Below are 17,298 nucleotides of genomic sequence, written 5' to 3'. Positions count from 1 at the left end.
TGCACCCGAATGCGAGGCATGAATGAGCACGATCAATATAGAAGTACCTGATATCGGCGACTTCGCCGATGTGCCGGTCATCGAAGTCCTGGTAAAGCCGGGCGACCGCGTTGCACTGGACGCACCGCTGGTGACGCTCGAATCCGACAAGGCCACGATGGACATTCCGGCGCCGGCCGCCGGCGTGATCGGTCAGATCACCGTCAAGGTCGGCGACCGCGTGTCGCAGGGCGCGATCATCGGCACGATGGAAGCGGGCGCGCCGGAGGCGGCCACTGCGTCGGTGACCGCTCCATCGGCCGGCGTGGCAGCGCTGCCGGTTGCGCCACCACCGGTGATGGCGGTCGCGACCGCCGCCCCGGCCGCGACCGGCCAGTCGACGCCCGGCGATTCCAAGCCGGCTGCCGCCGACGCCGCAGCACAACGGCTCGGCGGCAGCAAGGCACATGCCAGTCCGTCGATACGCGCCTACGCCCGCGAACTGGGGGTCGATCTGACCCGGGTCGCGGCGAGCGGACCGAAGAACCGGATCATGCGCGAGGACATCAACGCCTTCGTCAAGGGTGCGCTGCAAGCGCCGGCCGCCGCGCCGGCAGCGACCGGTGGCGGCACCGGGCTGGATCTGCTGCCCTGGCCCAAGGTTGATTTCACGAAGTTCGGCGACATCGAACGCAAGCCACTGTCGCGCATCCGCAAACTGAGCGCGGCGAACCTGTCGCGCAACTGGGTCATGATCCCGGCAGTCACCTATCACGAGGACGCCGACGTCACCGACCTCGAAGCCTTCCGCCAGCAAATCAACGCGGAACAGGCCAAGGGCGGCGTCAAGCTGACCATGCTTGCGTTCATCATCAAGGCGGTGTGTTCGGCGTTGAAGAAGTTTCCCGACTTCAACAGTTCGATTGACCTGCAGGCCGAAGAACCGGCGCTCATCCTGAAACAGTACTGCCACATTGGTTTCGCTGCCGACACGCCGGGCGGGCTGATGGTGCCGGTCATCCGCGACGCCGACAAAAAGGGCGTGGCCCAGCTGGCCGCCGAATGCGGCGACCTGGCGGCCAAAGCGCGCGACGGGAAGCTGTCTGCTGCCGAAATGCAGGGCGCCTGCTTCACCATTTCCAGCGTCGGCGGTCTGGGCGGCACCGGATTCGCGCCCATCATCAACGCGCCGGAAGTCGCCATCCTGGGCGTCAGCCGCACCACGATGAAGCCGGTGTGGGACGGCTCGGCCTTCCAGCCGCGCCTGATATTGCCGCTTTCGCTGACCGCTGACCACCGCGTGGTCGACGGCGCGGCGGCCACCCGCTTCAATGCCCATGTCGCGGCGCTGCTTGCCGACATGCGCCGCGTGCTGATGTAAGGAGACCGACATGAGCACATTGACTGTAAAAATCCCCGACATCGGCGACTTCAACGACGTACCCATCATCGAAATCATGGTGAAGCCGGGCGACACCGTAGAGGCCGACGCACCGCTGATGTCGCTCGAGTCCGACAAGGCCACAATGGACATCCCCGCGCCGCAGGCCGGCCGCATCGTCGAGCTGAATGTGAAGGTGGGCGACCGCGTGTCAGAAGGCAGCGTCGTGTTGACGATGGAGGCCGCGGCGTCCGCTGGAGCGATGCCTGCACGAGTCACCCCGGTGGAAGCGGCTCTGGTGGAAGCATCCCCTGTGGGCGCGGCGTCCTCGCCGCGATCGGTCGCCGAACCTGCCCCGGCCACGGGCAGCGCACCGGCCAAAGCCGACGAAAGCTGCACCGTGCTGGTGATCGGTGGCGGCCCCGGCGGCTACTCGGCGGCCTTCCGCGCCGCCGACCTCGGTCTGGACGTGATCATCGTCGAGCGCTACGCGACACTGGGCGGCGTCTGCCTGAATGTGGGCTGCATCCCGTCCAAGGCGCTGCTGCACGTCGCGGCAGTGGCCGACGAGGCCGAAGCACTGGCCGCGCACGGCATCAGGTTCGGCGCGCGCGAAGTGGACCTCGGCGCCCTGCGCGGCTGGAAGGACAAGGTGGTCGGCAAACTGACTGGCGGCCTGTCCGGCATGGCAAAGGCGCGCAAGGTGAAAGTGGTGCGCGGCACCGCCCGCTTCGTCGATCCGAACCATGTTGAGGTCGCCCTCACCTCCGGCGACGGCAGGACCGAAACCGGCGAGAAGACCGTGCTGAAGTTCGGCCACTGCATCGTCGCCGCCGGCAGTCAGGCGGTGAAACTGCCTTTCATGCCGGACGACCCGCGCGTCGTCGACTCGACCGGCGCGCTACTGCTGGCCGACATTCCGAAGCGCATGCTGGTGATCGGCGGCGGCATCATCGGGCTGGAAATGGCCACGGTGTATTCGACGCTGGGTGCCCGCATCGAGGTGGTCGAAATGACCGGCGGCCTGATGCAGGGTGCTGACCGCGACCTCGCCAAGGTATGGGAGAAGAAGAACACCCACCGCTTCGACGCCGTCATGCTGAATACCCGCGTCACCGGCGCCGAAGCCACCGCGGACGGCATCCGGGTGACGTTCGAAGGTGCAAAGGCGCCAGCGGAGCCGCAGGTTTACGATCGCGTGCTGGTCGCGGTCGGGCGCTCGCCGAACGGACGCAGGCTGAACGCCGAAGCTGCCGGCCTGCGCGTGGACGAGCGCGGCTTCATCCCGGTCGACAGCCAGATGCGCTCCAATGTCGAGCACATCCATGCCATCGGCGACATCGTCGGTCAGCCCATGCTGGCGCACAAGGCGGTGCACGAAGGCCATGTCGCGGCCGAGGTGATTGCCGGCCACAAGCGCCAATTCGACGCCACGGTGATTCCGTCGGTCGCCTACACCGACCCTGAAGTGGCCTGGGTCGGTCTGACCGAAGACGACGCCAGGGCGCAGGGCCGCAAGGTGACGATCGGAAAATTCCCCTGGGCCGCCAGCGGCCGCGCCATCGCCAACGGCCGCGACGAGGGCTTCACCAAATTGATCTTCGACGCCGAGAGCGGTCGCATCGCGGGCGGCGGCATCGTCGGCGTATCGGCTGGCGACATGATCGGAGAGATCACTCTGGCGATCGAAATGGGGGCCGATGCGGTCGATATCGGCCACACGATCCATCCGCATCCCACGCTTGGCGAATCGATCGGACTGGCCGCTGAAGTGGCGGAAGGAAGTTGCACCGATCTGCCCCGATCGACCCGATGACTACAGCGCACGCTTGTCGACTTTTCTTACAAAACCCAGGGAAAAAGGGACGAAGATTAAATTAATTTTTTAAAAACAGAGTGTTGGCAAAGCGCCAATCGACGGCCTGTTTCTTGCATACCCTCTGTTCGATACCGTAGCGTTACGTGATCGTCTGCACAGGCATGAGTCCCATGTTTGACGATAGACTCCGGCACGCATGGCGGTTACAACATATTGGGCAACGAACAAATGGAAAATAAATCGGAAATCGATCGCACTCGCGACGCTTCGTTACCGACACCGCAGGAGACGGCACTGCGCCGCAGCCTGCTCAAGGCCGGGTTCGCGGTAGGCGGCGTGCTGATGGCGCGGCAGGCGAAATCCACGTTCGAAACGCCCTACCAATGCACGCTGTCCGGGCAGATGTCGGGCAACGTAAGCCGGAACGATGGAACGACACCGAACTGCAAGATCGGCTTGTCACCCGGCTTCTGGCAACAGTGCAGCCGCTTCACGAGCGACTGGCCGGTGCCGGCGCCGAAAATCTGCCAAAAGGTCAGTAGCCGCTGGAACATCTACACAAGCACCAACCCGCCGCCCTTCCCCGAAATCAAGGACACCTCGAAGTGGAGGGTATCCGGCACGGTCACGGTCAGTGGCTCGACTGTCGCATGTACGCTCGGCACAACGCTTGCTACCGCGTTGGGTACGACGGTCGGTCTGACCGGCATACCGGGTCTTGGCGGCAACGGAACCCGTCAGGTGAGTCTTTGGGAACTGGTCGCCTACGGCAACAACGCAGAGGCCTTTCCACAACCGATCGGACAATTCGCCCGCCATATTGCAGCAGCGGTATTGAATGCAAAGGCCTACCCGACGACCTACCCGGTCACGATCCTCCAGCTTCGTGCGATCTGGAATTCGATCACGGGTGGCGGCACGAGCACCTCAGGGCAATACCAGTTGATGGGAACAGGACTCGATGCCGGTCAGATCCAGGACTACCTGAACACCACGTGGGGATAAGCGACAACCCGCCCTGTCGGGTAGAGTTCATCGAAACTGAAGGTCTTCTTGTGGCCCGGTTTGCTGACGAAACGGAAGCCGTGGTCTATGACGCGGCGCACTGCACACTCGCTGTCGTGGAAGTACTGCAGCAGTAAGGCAGCAGGCGTCACAAGCCGTTAAGCTGCGTGGCCGACCACCCATCCGCGCAGCAGGTTGTTCCCCTGAAACACTCCCAGATCAGAATCGGAAGCTTTTCGGTACGCGTGCAATGTGATTTGCCCGCGTTCTGGCGTGCGTTCGATTTTTTTTATGCGGACAACCCTCCCGAGCCGGCTGACGGGTTTTGTGATTTTTCCGTAAGGCTGGTCACGCCGGGATTTCTCCGCAGACCGATCCATCCGCAGATCACGTTCGATCTCGATGGTGTACGTCCGTTCAAGCCACTGCCGGAACACCAGGCCTTTCCGCTTTTCGAGTGGGGCCTGAACTGGTGCATCGCGATGCACATGCACCGTTGCGTGTTGATTCATGCTGCGGTGGTCGAGCGCAACGGCTTCGGCCTCATTCTTCCGGCACCGCCGGGTTCCGGCAAAAGTACGCTGTGCGCCGGCCTGACTGCGCGCGGCTGGCGACTGCTGTCCGATGAGCTCGCCATGATCACCCCGGATACACTGGAACTGATTCCTTTTCCGCGCCCGATCAGCCTGAAGAACCGGTCGATCGACGTCATGCGTGAATATGCGGGCGTCGACGTCATCGGGCCTGTTTTTGCCGATACCCACAAGGGTGACGTGGCGCACATGAAGGTACCGTCATCGGCACTCGCTGATACACACGTCCGGGCGCGCCCCGGCTGGATCGCGTTTCCGAAGTACCGGGCGGGCAGTGCGCTGCGTCTGTCGCCGATGACCCGTGCGCGCACCGTGATCGCGCTTGCCGACAACTCGTTCAACAGCGACCGTCTCGGCGAGCAGGCCTTCCGCACACTGGCGAGCACCGCAGCCGCAAGCGGATGTTTCGAGTTCGAGTACAGCATCCTTGACGAAGCGATAGCCTGCTTCGATGCGCTCGCCGACATGCGCGCGACGCGATGACCGCAATAAAACTGCCGCTCTGCATCCTGCTCGTGGCCCCTGGGCGTGCCGCTGACATGTCCTTGCGGCAGTGGGAGACGGTCATCGTGCAAGCCCGAAAGTCGAAGTTGCTCGGGCTTTTGCATCATGTCATTTCCCGGAGCGGACATGCGCATCACGTGCCGGAACGGGTGTGGCTCCACCTCGCCTCGGCCGCGCAACTGGTGGCGGAGCAGCATTTGTCGCTGGGTCATGAAATACGTCAGATACTGGACGCACTGAAATCCTTCGATGACCGGATAGTGGTGCTGAAGGGCGGCGCGTACGTCCTTCGCGGTCTCGAGGCCGGTCATGGACGGACCTTTTCCGACATCGATATCCTGGTGCCCCGCGAAAAGCTGGGAGAAGTCGAAGCACGACTCATGGTGGATGGTTGGGTCAGTCAGCATCGTGACGCTTACGACCAACGTTACTACCGGCAATGGATGCACGAGATTCCGCCGATGTCGCACATTCGTCGCGGCACCACGCTCGATATCCATCACGCACTGACGCCGCTGACGTCGCGAATTCTTGCTGATTCGTCGGCGATGCTCGCGGCAGCCGAACCGCTTGCGTCCGACAGCCGGCTGATGACACTTTCACCGCAGGACATGGTGCTGCACAGCGCAACACACCTGTTTCTGGAAAGCGAGTTTCACAGCGGGTTGCGCGATCTTTTCGACCTCTACTCGCTGATCACGGAATTCCGCAGCCGCGACGCATGCTTCGACCAAAAGCTGCTTGCGCGCGCAGCCGGCGTCGGCCTGAGGCGCCCCATCTATCTTGCCTTCCGTTATCTGGAGCGGATACTTTCGCTCGAGATACCGCCCGTCACAGCGTCGGCGCTACAGGGCATGGCTCCGGGTCCGTTGCATCTGAAGGTACTGGACACTTTGTTCACACGTGCGCTGTCGCCCCAACACGAGAGCGCCATGGATGCCCTGACACCCGTCAGCCAGTTCCTCCTTTATCTACGCGGTCACTGGCTGCGTATGCCGGTCCATCTGCTGGTCGTCCACCTGAGCCGCAAAGCCGTCATGAAGCTGACGAAAAAGACCGATAATGACGCTGAAACCGATTCCGCAAGATGAGCGATGAACAACGATGATCTGAAGAAGGCTGTGGCCCGTTCGGCACTGGCACATGTGGTCGAGGGCGAACTGCTAGGAGTCGGCACCGGTTCGACCGCCAATCACTTCATCGACCTGCTGGCCTCCGAAGGCGTCAATGTCGCCGGGGCAATCGCCAGTTCGGAAGCGTCGGCTGCGCGGCTGCGCGGTCATGGCGTCGCCGTGCTGTCGCTCGACGAGGCGATCGCCTCGGGACGGCGCATTCCGGTCTATGTCGACGGCGCGGACGAGATTGACCCCGGCCTGCATCTGATCAAGGGTGGTGGCGGCGCGCTGACGCGCGAGAAGATCGTGGCCGCGGCGTCGGACTGCTTCGTGTGCATCGCCGACGCGTCGAAGTGCGTCGACGTGATGGGACGCTTCCCGCTGCCGATCGAAGTCATTCCGATGGCCGTTGCGCTGGTGTCGCGGGAATTGCTCCGTCTGGGCGGTGTGCCGAAGGTGCGCGAAGGCTTCGTGACCGATAACGGCAACCTGATCATCGACGTATCCGGCCTGTCCATCACCGATCCGGTCGCGCTCGAAACCGAGCTGGACCACCTGACCGGCACTGTGACCAATGGCCTGTTCGCCCGTCGCCGCGCCGACATTGCACTGATATCCTCGCCCGATGGCGTGAAAACGCTGCGCGGCTGAACACTCTGGCTCACAGGCAGTCTCATCCCCAAACCACCTTCCGGAACGCACCGACATGAGCGAGCACATTTCCAAGCGCTATGACCACGAACTGGAAGGCCTGCGGACCGGCTTGCTGCAGATGGGCGGTTTGATCGAACAGCAGATCGAGCACGCGATGCGCGGCGTGATCGAGCGCAACCTGCCGCTGCTCGAAGAAGTCATCGCGACCGAAAAAAGGGTCAATGCGATGGAAATCGAGCTGGATGAGGCGTGCAATCACCTGATTGCCAAGCGTCAGCCGGCCGCCAGCGACCTGCGCGTGATCATGTCAATGGTCAAGACCATCACCGATCTGGAGCGCGTGGGCGACGAAGCGAAGAAGATTGCCAAGATGGGGCGGCACATTCTCGAGTCCGACGCCATCTTCGTGCCGCGCGTCGAGCTGCGCCACGCCGCGTCGATGGCGGTCGACATGCTGCGCCGCACGCTGGATGCACTGGCCCGCCAGGATCTGGTCAGCGCCACCGAAGTCGTGCGCCAGGACAAGGAAGTCGACGCAGAATTCAAATCCATCATGCGCCAGCTCATCACGTTCATGATGGAAGACCCGCGCACGATTTCCTGCGGGCTGGACATGCTGTTCATCGCCAAGGCGATCGAGCGCATCGGCGACCACTCGAAGAACATGGCGCAGTACGTCGTGTTCATGGTCAAGGGAACCGATGTGAGACATGCCGGGCTGGCTGCCATGGAGGCCGCGGCCGCAGCTGACTGAGGCTTTTTCAGCTCGCTTTCACTTCCCGCACACCCTGATTGCCGTGTGACGGGCTCACCCTTTTGCATCCACGCAACGGCAAAACCCGCTGTCGGTCAACCTAGGCTGTTCGGCGGGGTGTAAATCCGCCGCAAACCCTCTAAACTCCGCCAGATACAAGAACTTAAGATGGACGGGGGTCGTCAGTGTCGATTGTCAACGCGGGACTTGCATTCGCGATCGTGGGCGGGGCTGTATTCGCGTCGGCGGATGTGCGCGCGGAAGAATCCTCCGACGGTCCGCGATTCGAAGTCCGGAGCTACGCGGTCGCTGGCGGTACGGTTTTCCGGCCGCCGGAAGTCGATGCGCTGCTCACCCCCTATGTCGGCAAGGCGGTCGGATTTGCCGAGATCGAAGCGGCGCGCACTGCGCTGCAGTCCGCCTACCACCAGCGCGGCTTCGGCGCGGCGCAGGTCGGCATTCCCGAACAGGAACTGAGCAGCGGCACGGTCACGCTCGAGGTGCTCGAGCCGAAGCTCGAAGCGCTGACGCTGCAGGGCGCAATGCACCACGACGACGAGAACATCCGGCGCAGCCTGCCCGCCCTTGAGGAAGGCAGCATGCCCAATACAGAAGCCGTCGCGCACCAGTTGGCGCTGGCCAATGAAAATGCTTCGAAGCGGACCGACGTGACGTTCCGCTCGGCGCGCAAACCGGGCGAAATCGCGGCAACCGTATCGGTCACGGACAGCAATCCGCTGCGCAGATTCGTGACCGTGGACAACAGCGGCACGCCATCGACCGGTACGCACCGCGTTTCGGTCGGTCTGCAACACAACAACCTGTTCAACCGCGACCACGTCGCAACGGTGCAATACACGACCTCGATCGAACAGCCGTCCGACGTGACCATCGTCGGCCTCGGCTACCGCATTCCGTTATACCAAAGCGGTAACTCCATCGATCTGGTGGCCGGCTTTTCCAGCGTCAGTTCAGGTCAGGTGCAGGTACTGAATTCGACCGCAACCGTGTCGGGCAGCGGCCGCATCTTTTCCGCGCGCCACAACTGGCACCTGCCGCGCATCGGCGAGTTGTCGCAGCGCATCAGCCTGGCCGCCGACTGGCGCGACTTCGACAGCAGCTTCCTGCTCGACAACACACCCGGCAATCTCGTGCCGCGCGTCATCACGCATCCGGTTTCCCTGTCGTGGAGCGGCAACTGGCTCGGCGAAACGCGCGAAGCCGGCGTGCAGATCAGCGTCGCGCGCAACCTGCAGGGCGGCGAACATGGACGCGACACAGACTTTAACGCTCTGCGCGCCGGTGCCAACGCGCGCTTCGCGGTGATGCGCGCCAGCGCTTCGTGGTTCCAGTTGTTGCCGCGCGACTGGCGCGTGCGTCTGCAGGCACAGGGGCAATACACCCGCGACGAACTGGTGTCCGGCGAACAGTTCGGTATTGGCGGAGCCGAGTCTGTGCGCGGCTTGCGCGAGCGCGTGCTGGCCAACGATCGGGGCTGGCGGATCAGCGCCGACCTCGATACACCGGCCTGGACGGAGGACATCTGGGTGATGCGCGGCGTGCTGTTCGGCGACGTTGCACATCTTTACAGAGTCAATCCGCTGCCGGGGGAAACTGCAGGGGATGGCGTGCTCTCGGCCGGCGTGGGCCTGCGCGTCAACTATTCCACATGGCTCTCGGGGCGGATCGACTACGCTCGTCTGATCGATGGCGCAGACCGTTACGCGTCCGGCAGTCACCGGGTTCACGCGTCGTTCAGCCTGAGTTTCTAGGCAGCAGCATCAAAAGGGGCGGAAGCGGTATCGCTCACTCCAGACATTACGACATGCATTACGACATGCGGGGATGCAGTCGGAATTTTTGCGTTGGCCCGCGCGGGCCTGAACCGGATTACCCGAAGCAGCGGTGATCGTGTTCACGGCCTCGCGGAGAAGAACTTGAGGCCGAAATGAACAAGGGTCGCTACAGACTGGTTTTTTCCGAAGAGAAGGGCGGCTACGTCCCGGTGCCGGAAGAAACGAAGGCACGCGGCAAGGGCGGCGGCGCACGTGCGCTGCGTCGTGTCGTGGCGGCCATGGCGGCTGCTTTGCCCGGCCTTGCGATCGCGAACCCGACCGGTCATCAGGTGGTGCACGGCAACGTCGGCGTTCAGGTCCAGGGCAGCACGCTGAACATCACGGCCAGCGACAAGGCCATCATCAACTGGCAGCAGTTTTCGATCCAGCCGGGCGAAACCACCCGCTTCATTCAGCCGGGCTCGACCGCCAGCGTACTCAATCGCGTGGTCGGTCAGGATCCGTCGAAAATCCTTGGCAACCTGATCGCCAACGGCCGCGTTTTCCTGATCAACCCGAATGGCGTGCTGTTCGGTGCCGGCGCGAAGGTCGACACCGCCGGGCTGGTTGCGTCGACACTCAACATCCGGAATGAAGACTTCCTCGCCGGCAGGATGAAGTTCGACGCCGACGGCAATGCCGGCAAGCTGCGCAACGACGGCACACTGAAAACGACCGGCGGCCCGCTGATCCTGATCGCCACCGACGTCGAAAACACCGGACTGATCACCGCCGAGAACGGTGACATCGTGCTGGCGGCGGGCAAGAGTGTCGAAATCGCCGATCCGCATCAGCCATCGCTGCGCGTCAGGGTCGAAGCCGGTGGCGAGGCGATCAATCTCGGTCAGCTGATTGCACACGGCGGCAGTGTCGGCATGTTCGGCGCGGCGCTCACGCAGGCCGGCAAGATATCGGCCACCGGTGCCCACCGCACCGAAGACGGCCGCATCGTGCTGCGCGGCTCGAAGTCCGTCACGCTCACCGCACAGTCGGAAACGGTTGCACAAACCGCCGACGGCGCCGGCGGCTCGATCGACATCAGCGCCCCCGAAGTGAAGGTGGATGCGGGTGCCCTGGTGGATGCGAGCGGCACTTCGGGCGGCCGTATCGAAGTCAGCGCCGAACAGCGCGCGACGGTCGAAGGCACGCTGCGTGCGGTCGGCCGCGTGGATGCGCCCACTGCGGCAGTCACGCCCGTACCCGTTGCCGCACCCGTTCCAGCATCCGTCGCCGACGACGACCTCGACCTGCCGGTCACCGCTGCCGGCCCCGCTCCCGCGGCACCGGTCAGCGCATCAGCCGGTCAGGGCGGCGTCATCGTCGTCACGGCCGACACGGTCGTGCTCGATGGCGATGCGGTACTCGACGCTTCCGGCGATGCCGGCGGCGGTTCCATCCTGGTCGGTGGCGACTGGCAAGGCGCCAATGCGGAGGTCCGCAACGCGCGCGTCAGCTGGGTCGGACATGGCGTGAGCCTGCTGTCCGATGCGCTGCTGAACGGTGATGGCGGCAAGATCGTCGTATGGGCCGATGAAGCCACCGCCTTTGCCGGCAGCATCTGGGCACGCGGTGGTCGCGAGGGCGGCAACGGCGGTCAGGTCGAAGTGTCCGGCAAGGTGGCCCTGCTCTACCGCGGCCGCACCGACACCCGCGCCGCGCGCGGCCGCAATGGCGAATTGCTGCTCGACCCGCTGGCCATCATCATCCAGGGTGGCAGTGGTGACGGCAGCAACGACGGTAGCCTGCTTTTCAGCGGTGGCGTGACGCCGGGGACGATCACGGCAGACGCACTGGGCCCCACGGTCATTTTCGAAAGCGAGATCGAAGAACAGAGCAAGACCACCGACATCATCCTGCGCGCACAGCGCTCCGTGACGGTCGGCAGCAGTGCCTTCAACTACACCGCCAGCGGCAATGTTGCCGAAGAAACCACCGGTCAGTTGGCGCTGGCCAGCAACAGCAGTCTGCTGATCGAAACACGCAATCTCGGCGCCGGAGAAGGCGGCGCCAGCGCCGGCATCGATCTGGTCACCGGCGGCGCGCACGGTACCACGCTGCAGATCACCACCCGGGGCGATGGCGACATCACGTTGCAGACGGGCTACAGCAACGGCGAAAAGGTCGGCAACCAGGTCGCGAACATACTGCTGCCGGTTCTGGGCACGGCATCGGGCAGCATCCTCGTGCGTGCCTCCGACGGCTCGACCGTGCAACTGCTCGGCGCCGGCTACACCTCGGGCGGCAGCATCCAGATCGCGTCCGACACGGTCACCGGTGGCGCCACGCTGAACGCGGCGGGCGGTACGCAGATTATCGGCAACTATGTCGCAAGCAGCGGCACGCTGGCCTTCCAGGGCGGGGCATCATCGATCAGCGGCACCCTCACCCTGACGGGCAATCTCGGCGGCGACGCAGCGCTGACACTGGGCGGTCTGGACTGGCGCGGTGGCCGGATGCTCGCCGGCGGTGCCGTATCGCTGACCGGTGCCGGCGTCATCGACAATTCAAGCGCCTACCGTTATCTGGCGCGGCGCCTGAACGTGTCCGGCAGTCTCAGCCTCGAAAATTCGTCCGGCTATTATCTCGACGTGGAGGCGGGTGGCACCCTGCATCTGAACGCAGGCGGTGCGCTGACGACCGGCACCGCGAATGGCCTCATCTACCTGGCCGCCGGCAATGGCGGAACTGCCGCATTGAGCGCGGATGCCGGCGCAGTCGTCGACGTCGGCGGCGGGACGACGCTGAATCTTCGTGGCGACAGCACCACCGGCAATCTGATATCAGGCGTGTTCTCGCTGGCCGGCGATGGTGCGTTGCTGCTTGATTCCGGTGTGATCACCACCGGCGCAGACACGACAATTTCCGGCAGCGGCCTGCTGCGCATGACCAGTGGCGGGGCACTGGGCGGTTCGCACCTGCTGACGATCGCCAGCGACTTCGAGTGGCTGGGCGGCACGATGAGCGGCACCGGCACCACGGTGCTGTCGGGCAGCACCGCGATCGACAACACCAGCACGTACAAGTACCTGAACCGCCGGCTCGAAGTCACCGGCAACCTCGCCTTCGGAAACACCAGCGGCTACTACCTGCAGGTCGGCAACGGCGGCACGCTGCATCTTGGCGCAACCGGCAGTCTGACGACCAGCACCGGCAACGGCCTGTTGTATCTGAGCGCGGGCACCGGCGGCGTGGCGGCCTTCACGGCCGCCGCGGGTTCGGTCATCGATGTCGCAGACGGCACCTTGCTGACCCTGCGGACCGACGGCACCGCCGGAAACCGCATGTCCGGCACCTTCGGCCTGTCGGGCGCGGGTGCGCTGGTGTTCGACTCCGGCGTGATCGATGTATCTGCCGCCACCCGCTTCGCAGGTGCCGGTCGCTTCCGCTTTGCGGGCGGTACGATCGCCGGCGCCGGCACACTGACGTTGGACAACCTGTTCGACTGGGCGGGGGGAACCTTCTCCGGCGCCGGTGTCACGGTCGTGTCGGGCAACGCGGTGATCGACAACACCACGGCCTACAAATTCGTCAATCGCCGGGTCGAAGTGTCCGGTGACCTCACCTTCGGCAATTCGGTCGGTTATTACCTGCAGATCGGAGACGGCGGCACGCTGCACCTGTTGTCGGGCGGACAGCTGACCACCGCCGGCACCAGTGGCTTCATCTACCTGGCGGCCGGGGCGGGTGGCCTCGCGCGTCTGACCGCGGACGCCGGATCTTCGATTGCCGTGAGCGCAAGCACATTGCTGACCGTACGCAGCGACAGCAATGCCGGCAACCAGATCGGCGGAACCTTCGCGCTGACCGGTGCCGGTGCGACCTATTTCGACTCGGGCACTTTCGCCACCAACGCTGCGACAAGCTTCACTGGCGCAGGACTGCTGCGCGTCGGCGGCACCACGCTGAACCTGAATCACGCGACCACATTCGATTCGGCATTCCGTTTCGAGAACGGCGTGCTGGCCGGCTCCGGCGCCGTCGACATCGGCGGTGCGTTCACCTGGGCGGGCGGCACGATGTCCGGCACCGGCACCACCGTGCTGTCGGGCAACGGCGTCATCGACAACACGTCCGCCTACAAATTCCTGAACCGTCGGCTGGAACTGGAGGGGGGTCTCTCGTTCGGCAATTCAAACGGGTATTACCTGCAGATCGGCGATGGCGGCACCCTGCATCTGACGGCCAGCGGACAGTTGTCGACCGCGACCGTCAACGGGCTCATCTACCTCGCCGCCGGGGCGGGCGGAACGGCGCGGATTTCCGCCGATGCGGGTTCGGACATCAGCACCGCAAGCGACACCTTGCTGACCCTGCGCAGCGACAACAATACCGGTAACCAGATTTCCGGCACGTTCGGCCTCACCGGTGCCGGCGAACTGGTGTTCGATTCCGGCCTGCTGACGACGGCCGCCGCGACCCACTTCACGGGTCCGGGATCCCTGCGCATCAGCGGTTCGAACATTGCGTTCAACCATGCGTCGACGGTGTCATCCGCGCTGCGATTCTCGAGCGGAACGATAAGCGGCTCCGGCAACCTTGCCGTCAGCGGCCCCTTCGCCTGGGCAGGCGGGACGATGTCGGGCACCGGCACCACCCTGCTGTCCGGCAGCACCGTCGTCGACAACACCTCGGCCTACAAATTCGTCAACCGCAGGGTGGAGGTCGGCGGCACGGTCGCGTTCGGCAATTCGAGTGGCTACTACGTGCAGGTCGGCAACGGCGGCACGCTGCATCTGCTGGCAAGCGGCCAGTTGGCGACCGAAACCACCAACGGAATGATCTACCTGGCTGCGGGCAGCGGTGGCACCGCGGTGCTGAGCGCTGCCGCGGGCGCCGACATCAGCGTTGCCGACGGCACCGCGCTGGTCTTGCGCAGCGACAGCAATGCCGGGAACCTGATTTCCGGCACGTTCGCGCTGAGCGGCGCCGGCAGCTTTCATTTCGACTCCGGCGTGATCAGCGCCAACAGCGACACCACCTTCACCGGCAGCGGCGAACTGCTGATTTCGAGTGGCGCGACGCTCGCTGGCAGCGCCCTGGTGACCATCGCCTCCGGCTTCGACTGGGCCGGCGGCGTCATGTCGGGTACCGGCACGACGCGCCTGGTCAACGCCGTCAGCCTCACCGTCGGCGGCACCCGCACACTGAACCGCACGCTGGAAATCGCCGCGGGCGGCAGCCTCGACATCGGCGACAACGTGGTGATCCAGCGCTCGACGAGCAGTGGCGGCACCGGCCGCATCGTCGCACTGGGTGCGCTCACCAAGTCCTCCGGCAGCGGCACTGCCTACCTCCAGTACCTCGACCTGCAGGGCAATCTGTCGTCGAGCAGCGGCATCCTGTCCCTCTACGGCAACGCGGCCGGCACCAGTCTGGGCAGCGCGAGCTTCTCCACGTCCGGAACCGGTCTGATGCGGATGGATTCCGGCCTGTTCACGCTGACCAACGGGCAGACCGCAACCGTCGCTGCGGGCACGCTCGACCTGTCCGGTGCGACGCTGTCGACCGCCGGGACGTCGTCGATCATCGGTGCCGGCACCTTCCTGCTGTCGTCCGGCACGCTGGACGGCGCCGGCACGCTGAATATCGGTTCCGGTTTCAACTGGACAGCCGGCACGATGTCCGGCGCCGGTGTCACCCGTCTGGTCAGCGACGTCAGCCTGACCGGCAGCGGCACGCGCACGCTTAACCGCACGCTGGAGATCGCGGCGGGCGCCAGCCTGAACCTCGGCAACGACGTGCTGATCCAGCGCGCGACCAGCAATGGAGGCACCGGCGGCATCGTTGCGCTGGGTTCGCTCACCAAGTCCAGCGGCACCGGTACCGCCTACGTGCGCTACCTCGATCTGCGCGGCAATATTTCGTCGAGCAGCGGCACGCTGTCGATCTACGGCAACACGGCCGGCAGCAGCATCGACGGCGCCGTGTTCTCGACCACCGGCAGCGGCGTGCTGAGCGTCGATTCCGGCCTGCTCACACTGAACACCGGAGAATCGGCCAGCGTCGCCGCTGGCATTTTCGAGTTGTCGGGCGGCACGCTGAGCACAACCGGCGACAGCAGCTTCGACGGCGCAGGCACACTGCGCTTCACGTCGGGCACGATCAGCGGCATCGGCAGACTTACCGTGAACGCGGGCTTCGACTGGAGCGCCGGCACGCAGAGTGGCCTGGGTGTGACCCGCCTGAACGGCGAAAGCCGCATCCTGTCCGGCAGCACCAAGACGCTGTCGCGCACGCTGGAAGTCGGTGGTCGCCTGACGGCCAGCAACTCGAGTGGCGCTCTGCAATTCTCGGGCGACGGACGCATTTCGGTGCTGTCGTCCGGCGAATTCGTGCTGAACAATGTCGCCGACATCAATGCGGGCGGCAACGGCCGCATCGACAACGCCGGACTGATGCGCAAGACCGGCACCGCAGCGACGACGCTGGCGATGCCGCTGACCAACACCGGCACGCTGCGTGTCGAAGAGGGTGTGTTGACCGCCAGCAGCTTCCCGGTCAACGCCGGCACGCTGGATGTATTCAGCGGCGCTTCGCTGATCACCGGCGGCAACCTGCAGAACACCGGAACGATACAGGGCAGCGGCAGCATCAGCGTTGCCGGCGGCACGCTGACCAATGCCGGGGTCGTCCGCCCGGGCGGCCCCCTGGCGGCCGGCACGCTGAACATCACCGGCAATTTCGTGCAGACCACAGCCGGTCGCATCGAAGCGGATGTGCTGGGCGTGTCGGCATCCCAGCAGGATCGTGTACAGGTCAGCGGCACCATGACACTGGGTGGCGATCTGGTGCTGTCGCCTGCAGCGGGTCTGAGCTTCAGCGCGCAGGATCGCTACACCGCCCTGTCCTGCAACGCAGACGGTTGCCTGAGCGGCAGCTTCGCCAACATCGACACCAACGGCCTGACGGCGACCGCAACGACCTTCTCGAACGCGCTGAGTTTTGCCACCGGCACCATTTCCAGTACCTGGACCTCGACCGCTTCGGGCTTCTGGGACGTTGCCGCCAACTGGGCAGGCGGCCTGATTCCGACGGCCGGCAACGATGTGGTCATCGACCAGGCCGGTGACCTGACGGTCACGGTGCGTACCGCGACAAGCGGCCCGTTCACCGTGAACAGCCTGTTCTCGAACGAAAACATTTCCATCGTCAGCGGCGGGCTGACGCTGAGCGACGATTCGGTCATCAATGGCCGGCTCACGATGTCCGGCGGCACGCTGAACATTGGCACAGAACTACACACCGGCTCACTGGCGATTTCGGGTGGCACCATCTCGGGAGGTCGTCTGTTCGCTGCGGGCAGCAGCAACGTCATGACTGGCGGCACACTGAACGCGCTGCAACTGATGATCGGCACGCAGTTCAACGCGAGCGGAGGCTCACTGGCCAATGTCACGCTGTCGCGGCTGGGCAGCAGCGTCGGGGCGGGGCAGGTACTCATCGGCAACAACGGCGACCTGCGCGTGGCCGGGGCGCTCACGCTCGACAACGCCGACATCACCCTCGCCTCCGACAACGGCGGCACCTACCTGCGCAGCATCACCGGTCCCTGGTCCATCGGCGGTAACGGCTCCATCCTCTTCGGCGGTTCGCACAACGCCGTGCGCGCCAACAACTATCTCGGCTACGGCTCCAGTTCCTACTCGCTGTCCATCGGCT

General features: G+C 64.6%; 9 protein-coding genes. All 9 read left to right on the top strand.

What is annotated here, in order from left to right:
- Window positions 1-22: 22 nt before the first annotated feature.
- Window positions 23-1,360, top strand: coding sequence for a dihydrolipoyllysine-residue acetyltransferase (aceF, locus tag Q8Q80_RS18250; protein WP_305634283.1), 1,338 nt, complete (start codon window positions 23-25; stop codon window positions 1,358-1,360).
- Between the two features lie 10 nt (window positions 1,361-1,370).
- The gene (lpdA, locus tag Q8Q80_RS18245; RefSeq protein WP_305634282.1) at window positions 1,371-3,176 is read left to right on the top strand and encodes a dihydrolipoyl dehydrogenase; all 1,806 of its coding nucleotides are present in this window, start codon (window positions 1,371-1,373) and stop codon (window positions 3,174-3,176) included.
- A 177-nt stretch (window positions 3,177-3,353) separates the two neighbouring features.
- Window positions 3,354-4,184 carry a hypothetical protein gene (locus Q8Q80_RS18240; RefSeq protein ID WP_305634281.1) on the top strand — a complete coding sequence of 277 codons (831 nt, stop codon included), beginning with the start codon at window positions 3,354-3,356 and terminating at the stop codon, window positions 4,182-4,184.
- Between the two features lie 167 nt (window positions 4,185-4,351).
- Window positions 4,352-5,260 carry an HprK-related kinase A gene (locus Q8Q80_RS18235; RefSeq protein WP_371132788.1) on the top strand — a complete coding sequence of 303 codons (909 nt, stop codon included), beginning with the start codon at window positions 4,352-4,354 and terminating at the stop codon, window positions 5,258-5,260.
- The gene (locus Q8Q80_RS18230; RefSeq protein WP_305634279.1) at window positions 5,257-6,372 is read left to right on the top strand and encodes a nucleotidyltransferase family protein; all 1,116 of its coding nucleotides are present in this window, start codon (window positions 5,257-5,259) and stop codon (window positions 6,370-6,372) included. Before Q8Q80_RS18235 ends, Q8Q80_RS18230 begins: the two co-directional genes overlap by 4 nt.
- 3 nt (window positions 6,373-6,375) lie before the next feature.
- Window positions 6,376-7,047, top strand: coding sequence for a ribose-5-phosphate isomerase RpiA (gene rpiA, locus Q8Q80_RS18225; protein ID WP_305634278.1), 672 nt, complete (start codon window positions 6,376-6,378; stop codon window positions 7,045-7,047).
- A 55-nt stretch (window positions 7,048-7,102) separates the two neighbouring features.
- On the top strand, window positions 7,103-7,804 hold the full coding sequence (gene phoU, locus Q8Q80_RS18220) for a phosphate signaling complex protein PhoU (protein ID WP_305634277.1): 702 nt from the start codon (window positions 7,103-7,105) through the stop codon (window positions 7,802-7,804).
- A gap of 185 nt (window positions 7,805-7,989) precedes the next feature.
- On the top strand, window positions 7,990-9,576 hold the full coding sequence (locus Q8Q80_RS18215; RefSeq protein WP_305634276.1) for a ShlB/FhaC/HecB family hemolysin secretion/activation protein: 1,587 nt from the start codon (window positions 7,990-7,992) through the stop codon (window positions 9,574-9,576).
- 176 nt (window positions 9,577-9,752) lie between these two features.
- Window positions 9,753-17,298, top strand: a 7,546-nt coding sequence (locus Q8Q80_RS18210; protein WP_305634275.1) for a filamentous hemagglutinin N-terminal domain-containing protein, incomplete at its 3' end; no start/stop codon positions are given.

Source organism: Methyloversatilis sp., assembly GCF_030698125.1.
In the GTDB taxonomy this organism is placed as follows: domain Bacteria; phylum Pseudomonadota; class Gammaproteobacteria; order Burkholderiales; family Rhodocyclaceae; genus Methyloversatilis.
This window is presented reverse-complemented; position numbering and strand designations above follow the sequence as displayed.

What these genes read in the sequence shown, in the direction of transcription:
- rpiA (WP_305634278.1), top strand. Translation starts at nt 6,376, where the DNA reads ATGAACAACGATGATCTGAAGAAGGCTGTGGCCCGTTCGGCACTGGCA.
- aceF (WP_305634283.1), top strand. Translation starts at nt 23, where the DNA reads ATGAGCACGATCAATATAGAAGTACCTGATATCGGCGACTTCGCCGAT.
- lpdA (WP_305634282.1), top strand. Translation starts at nt 1,371, where the DNA reads ATGAGCACATTGACTGTAAAAATCCCCGACATCGGCGACTTCAACGAC.
- Q8Q80_RS18230 (WP_305634279.1), top strand. Translation starts at nt 5,257, where the DNA reads ATGACCGCAATAAAACTGCCGCTCTGCATCCTGCTCGTGGCCCCTGGG.
- phoU (WP_305634277.1), top strand. Translation starts at nt 7,103, where the DNA reads ATGAGCGAGCACATTTCCAAGCGCTATGACCACGAACTGGAAGGCCTG.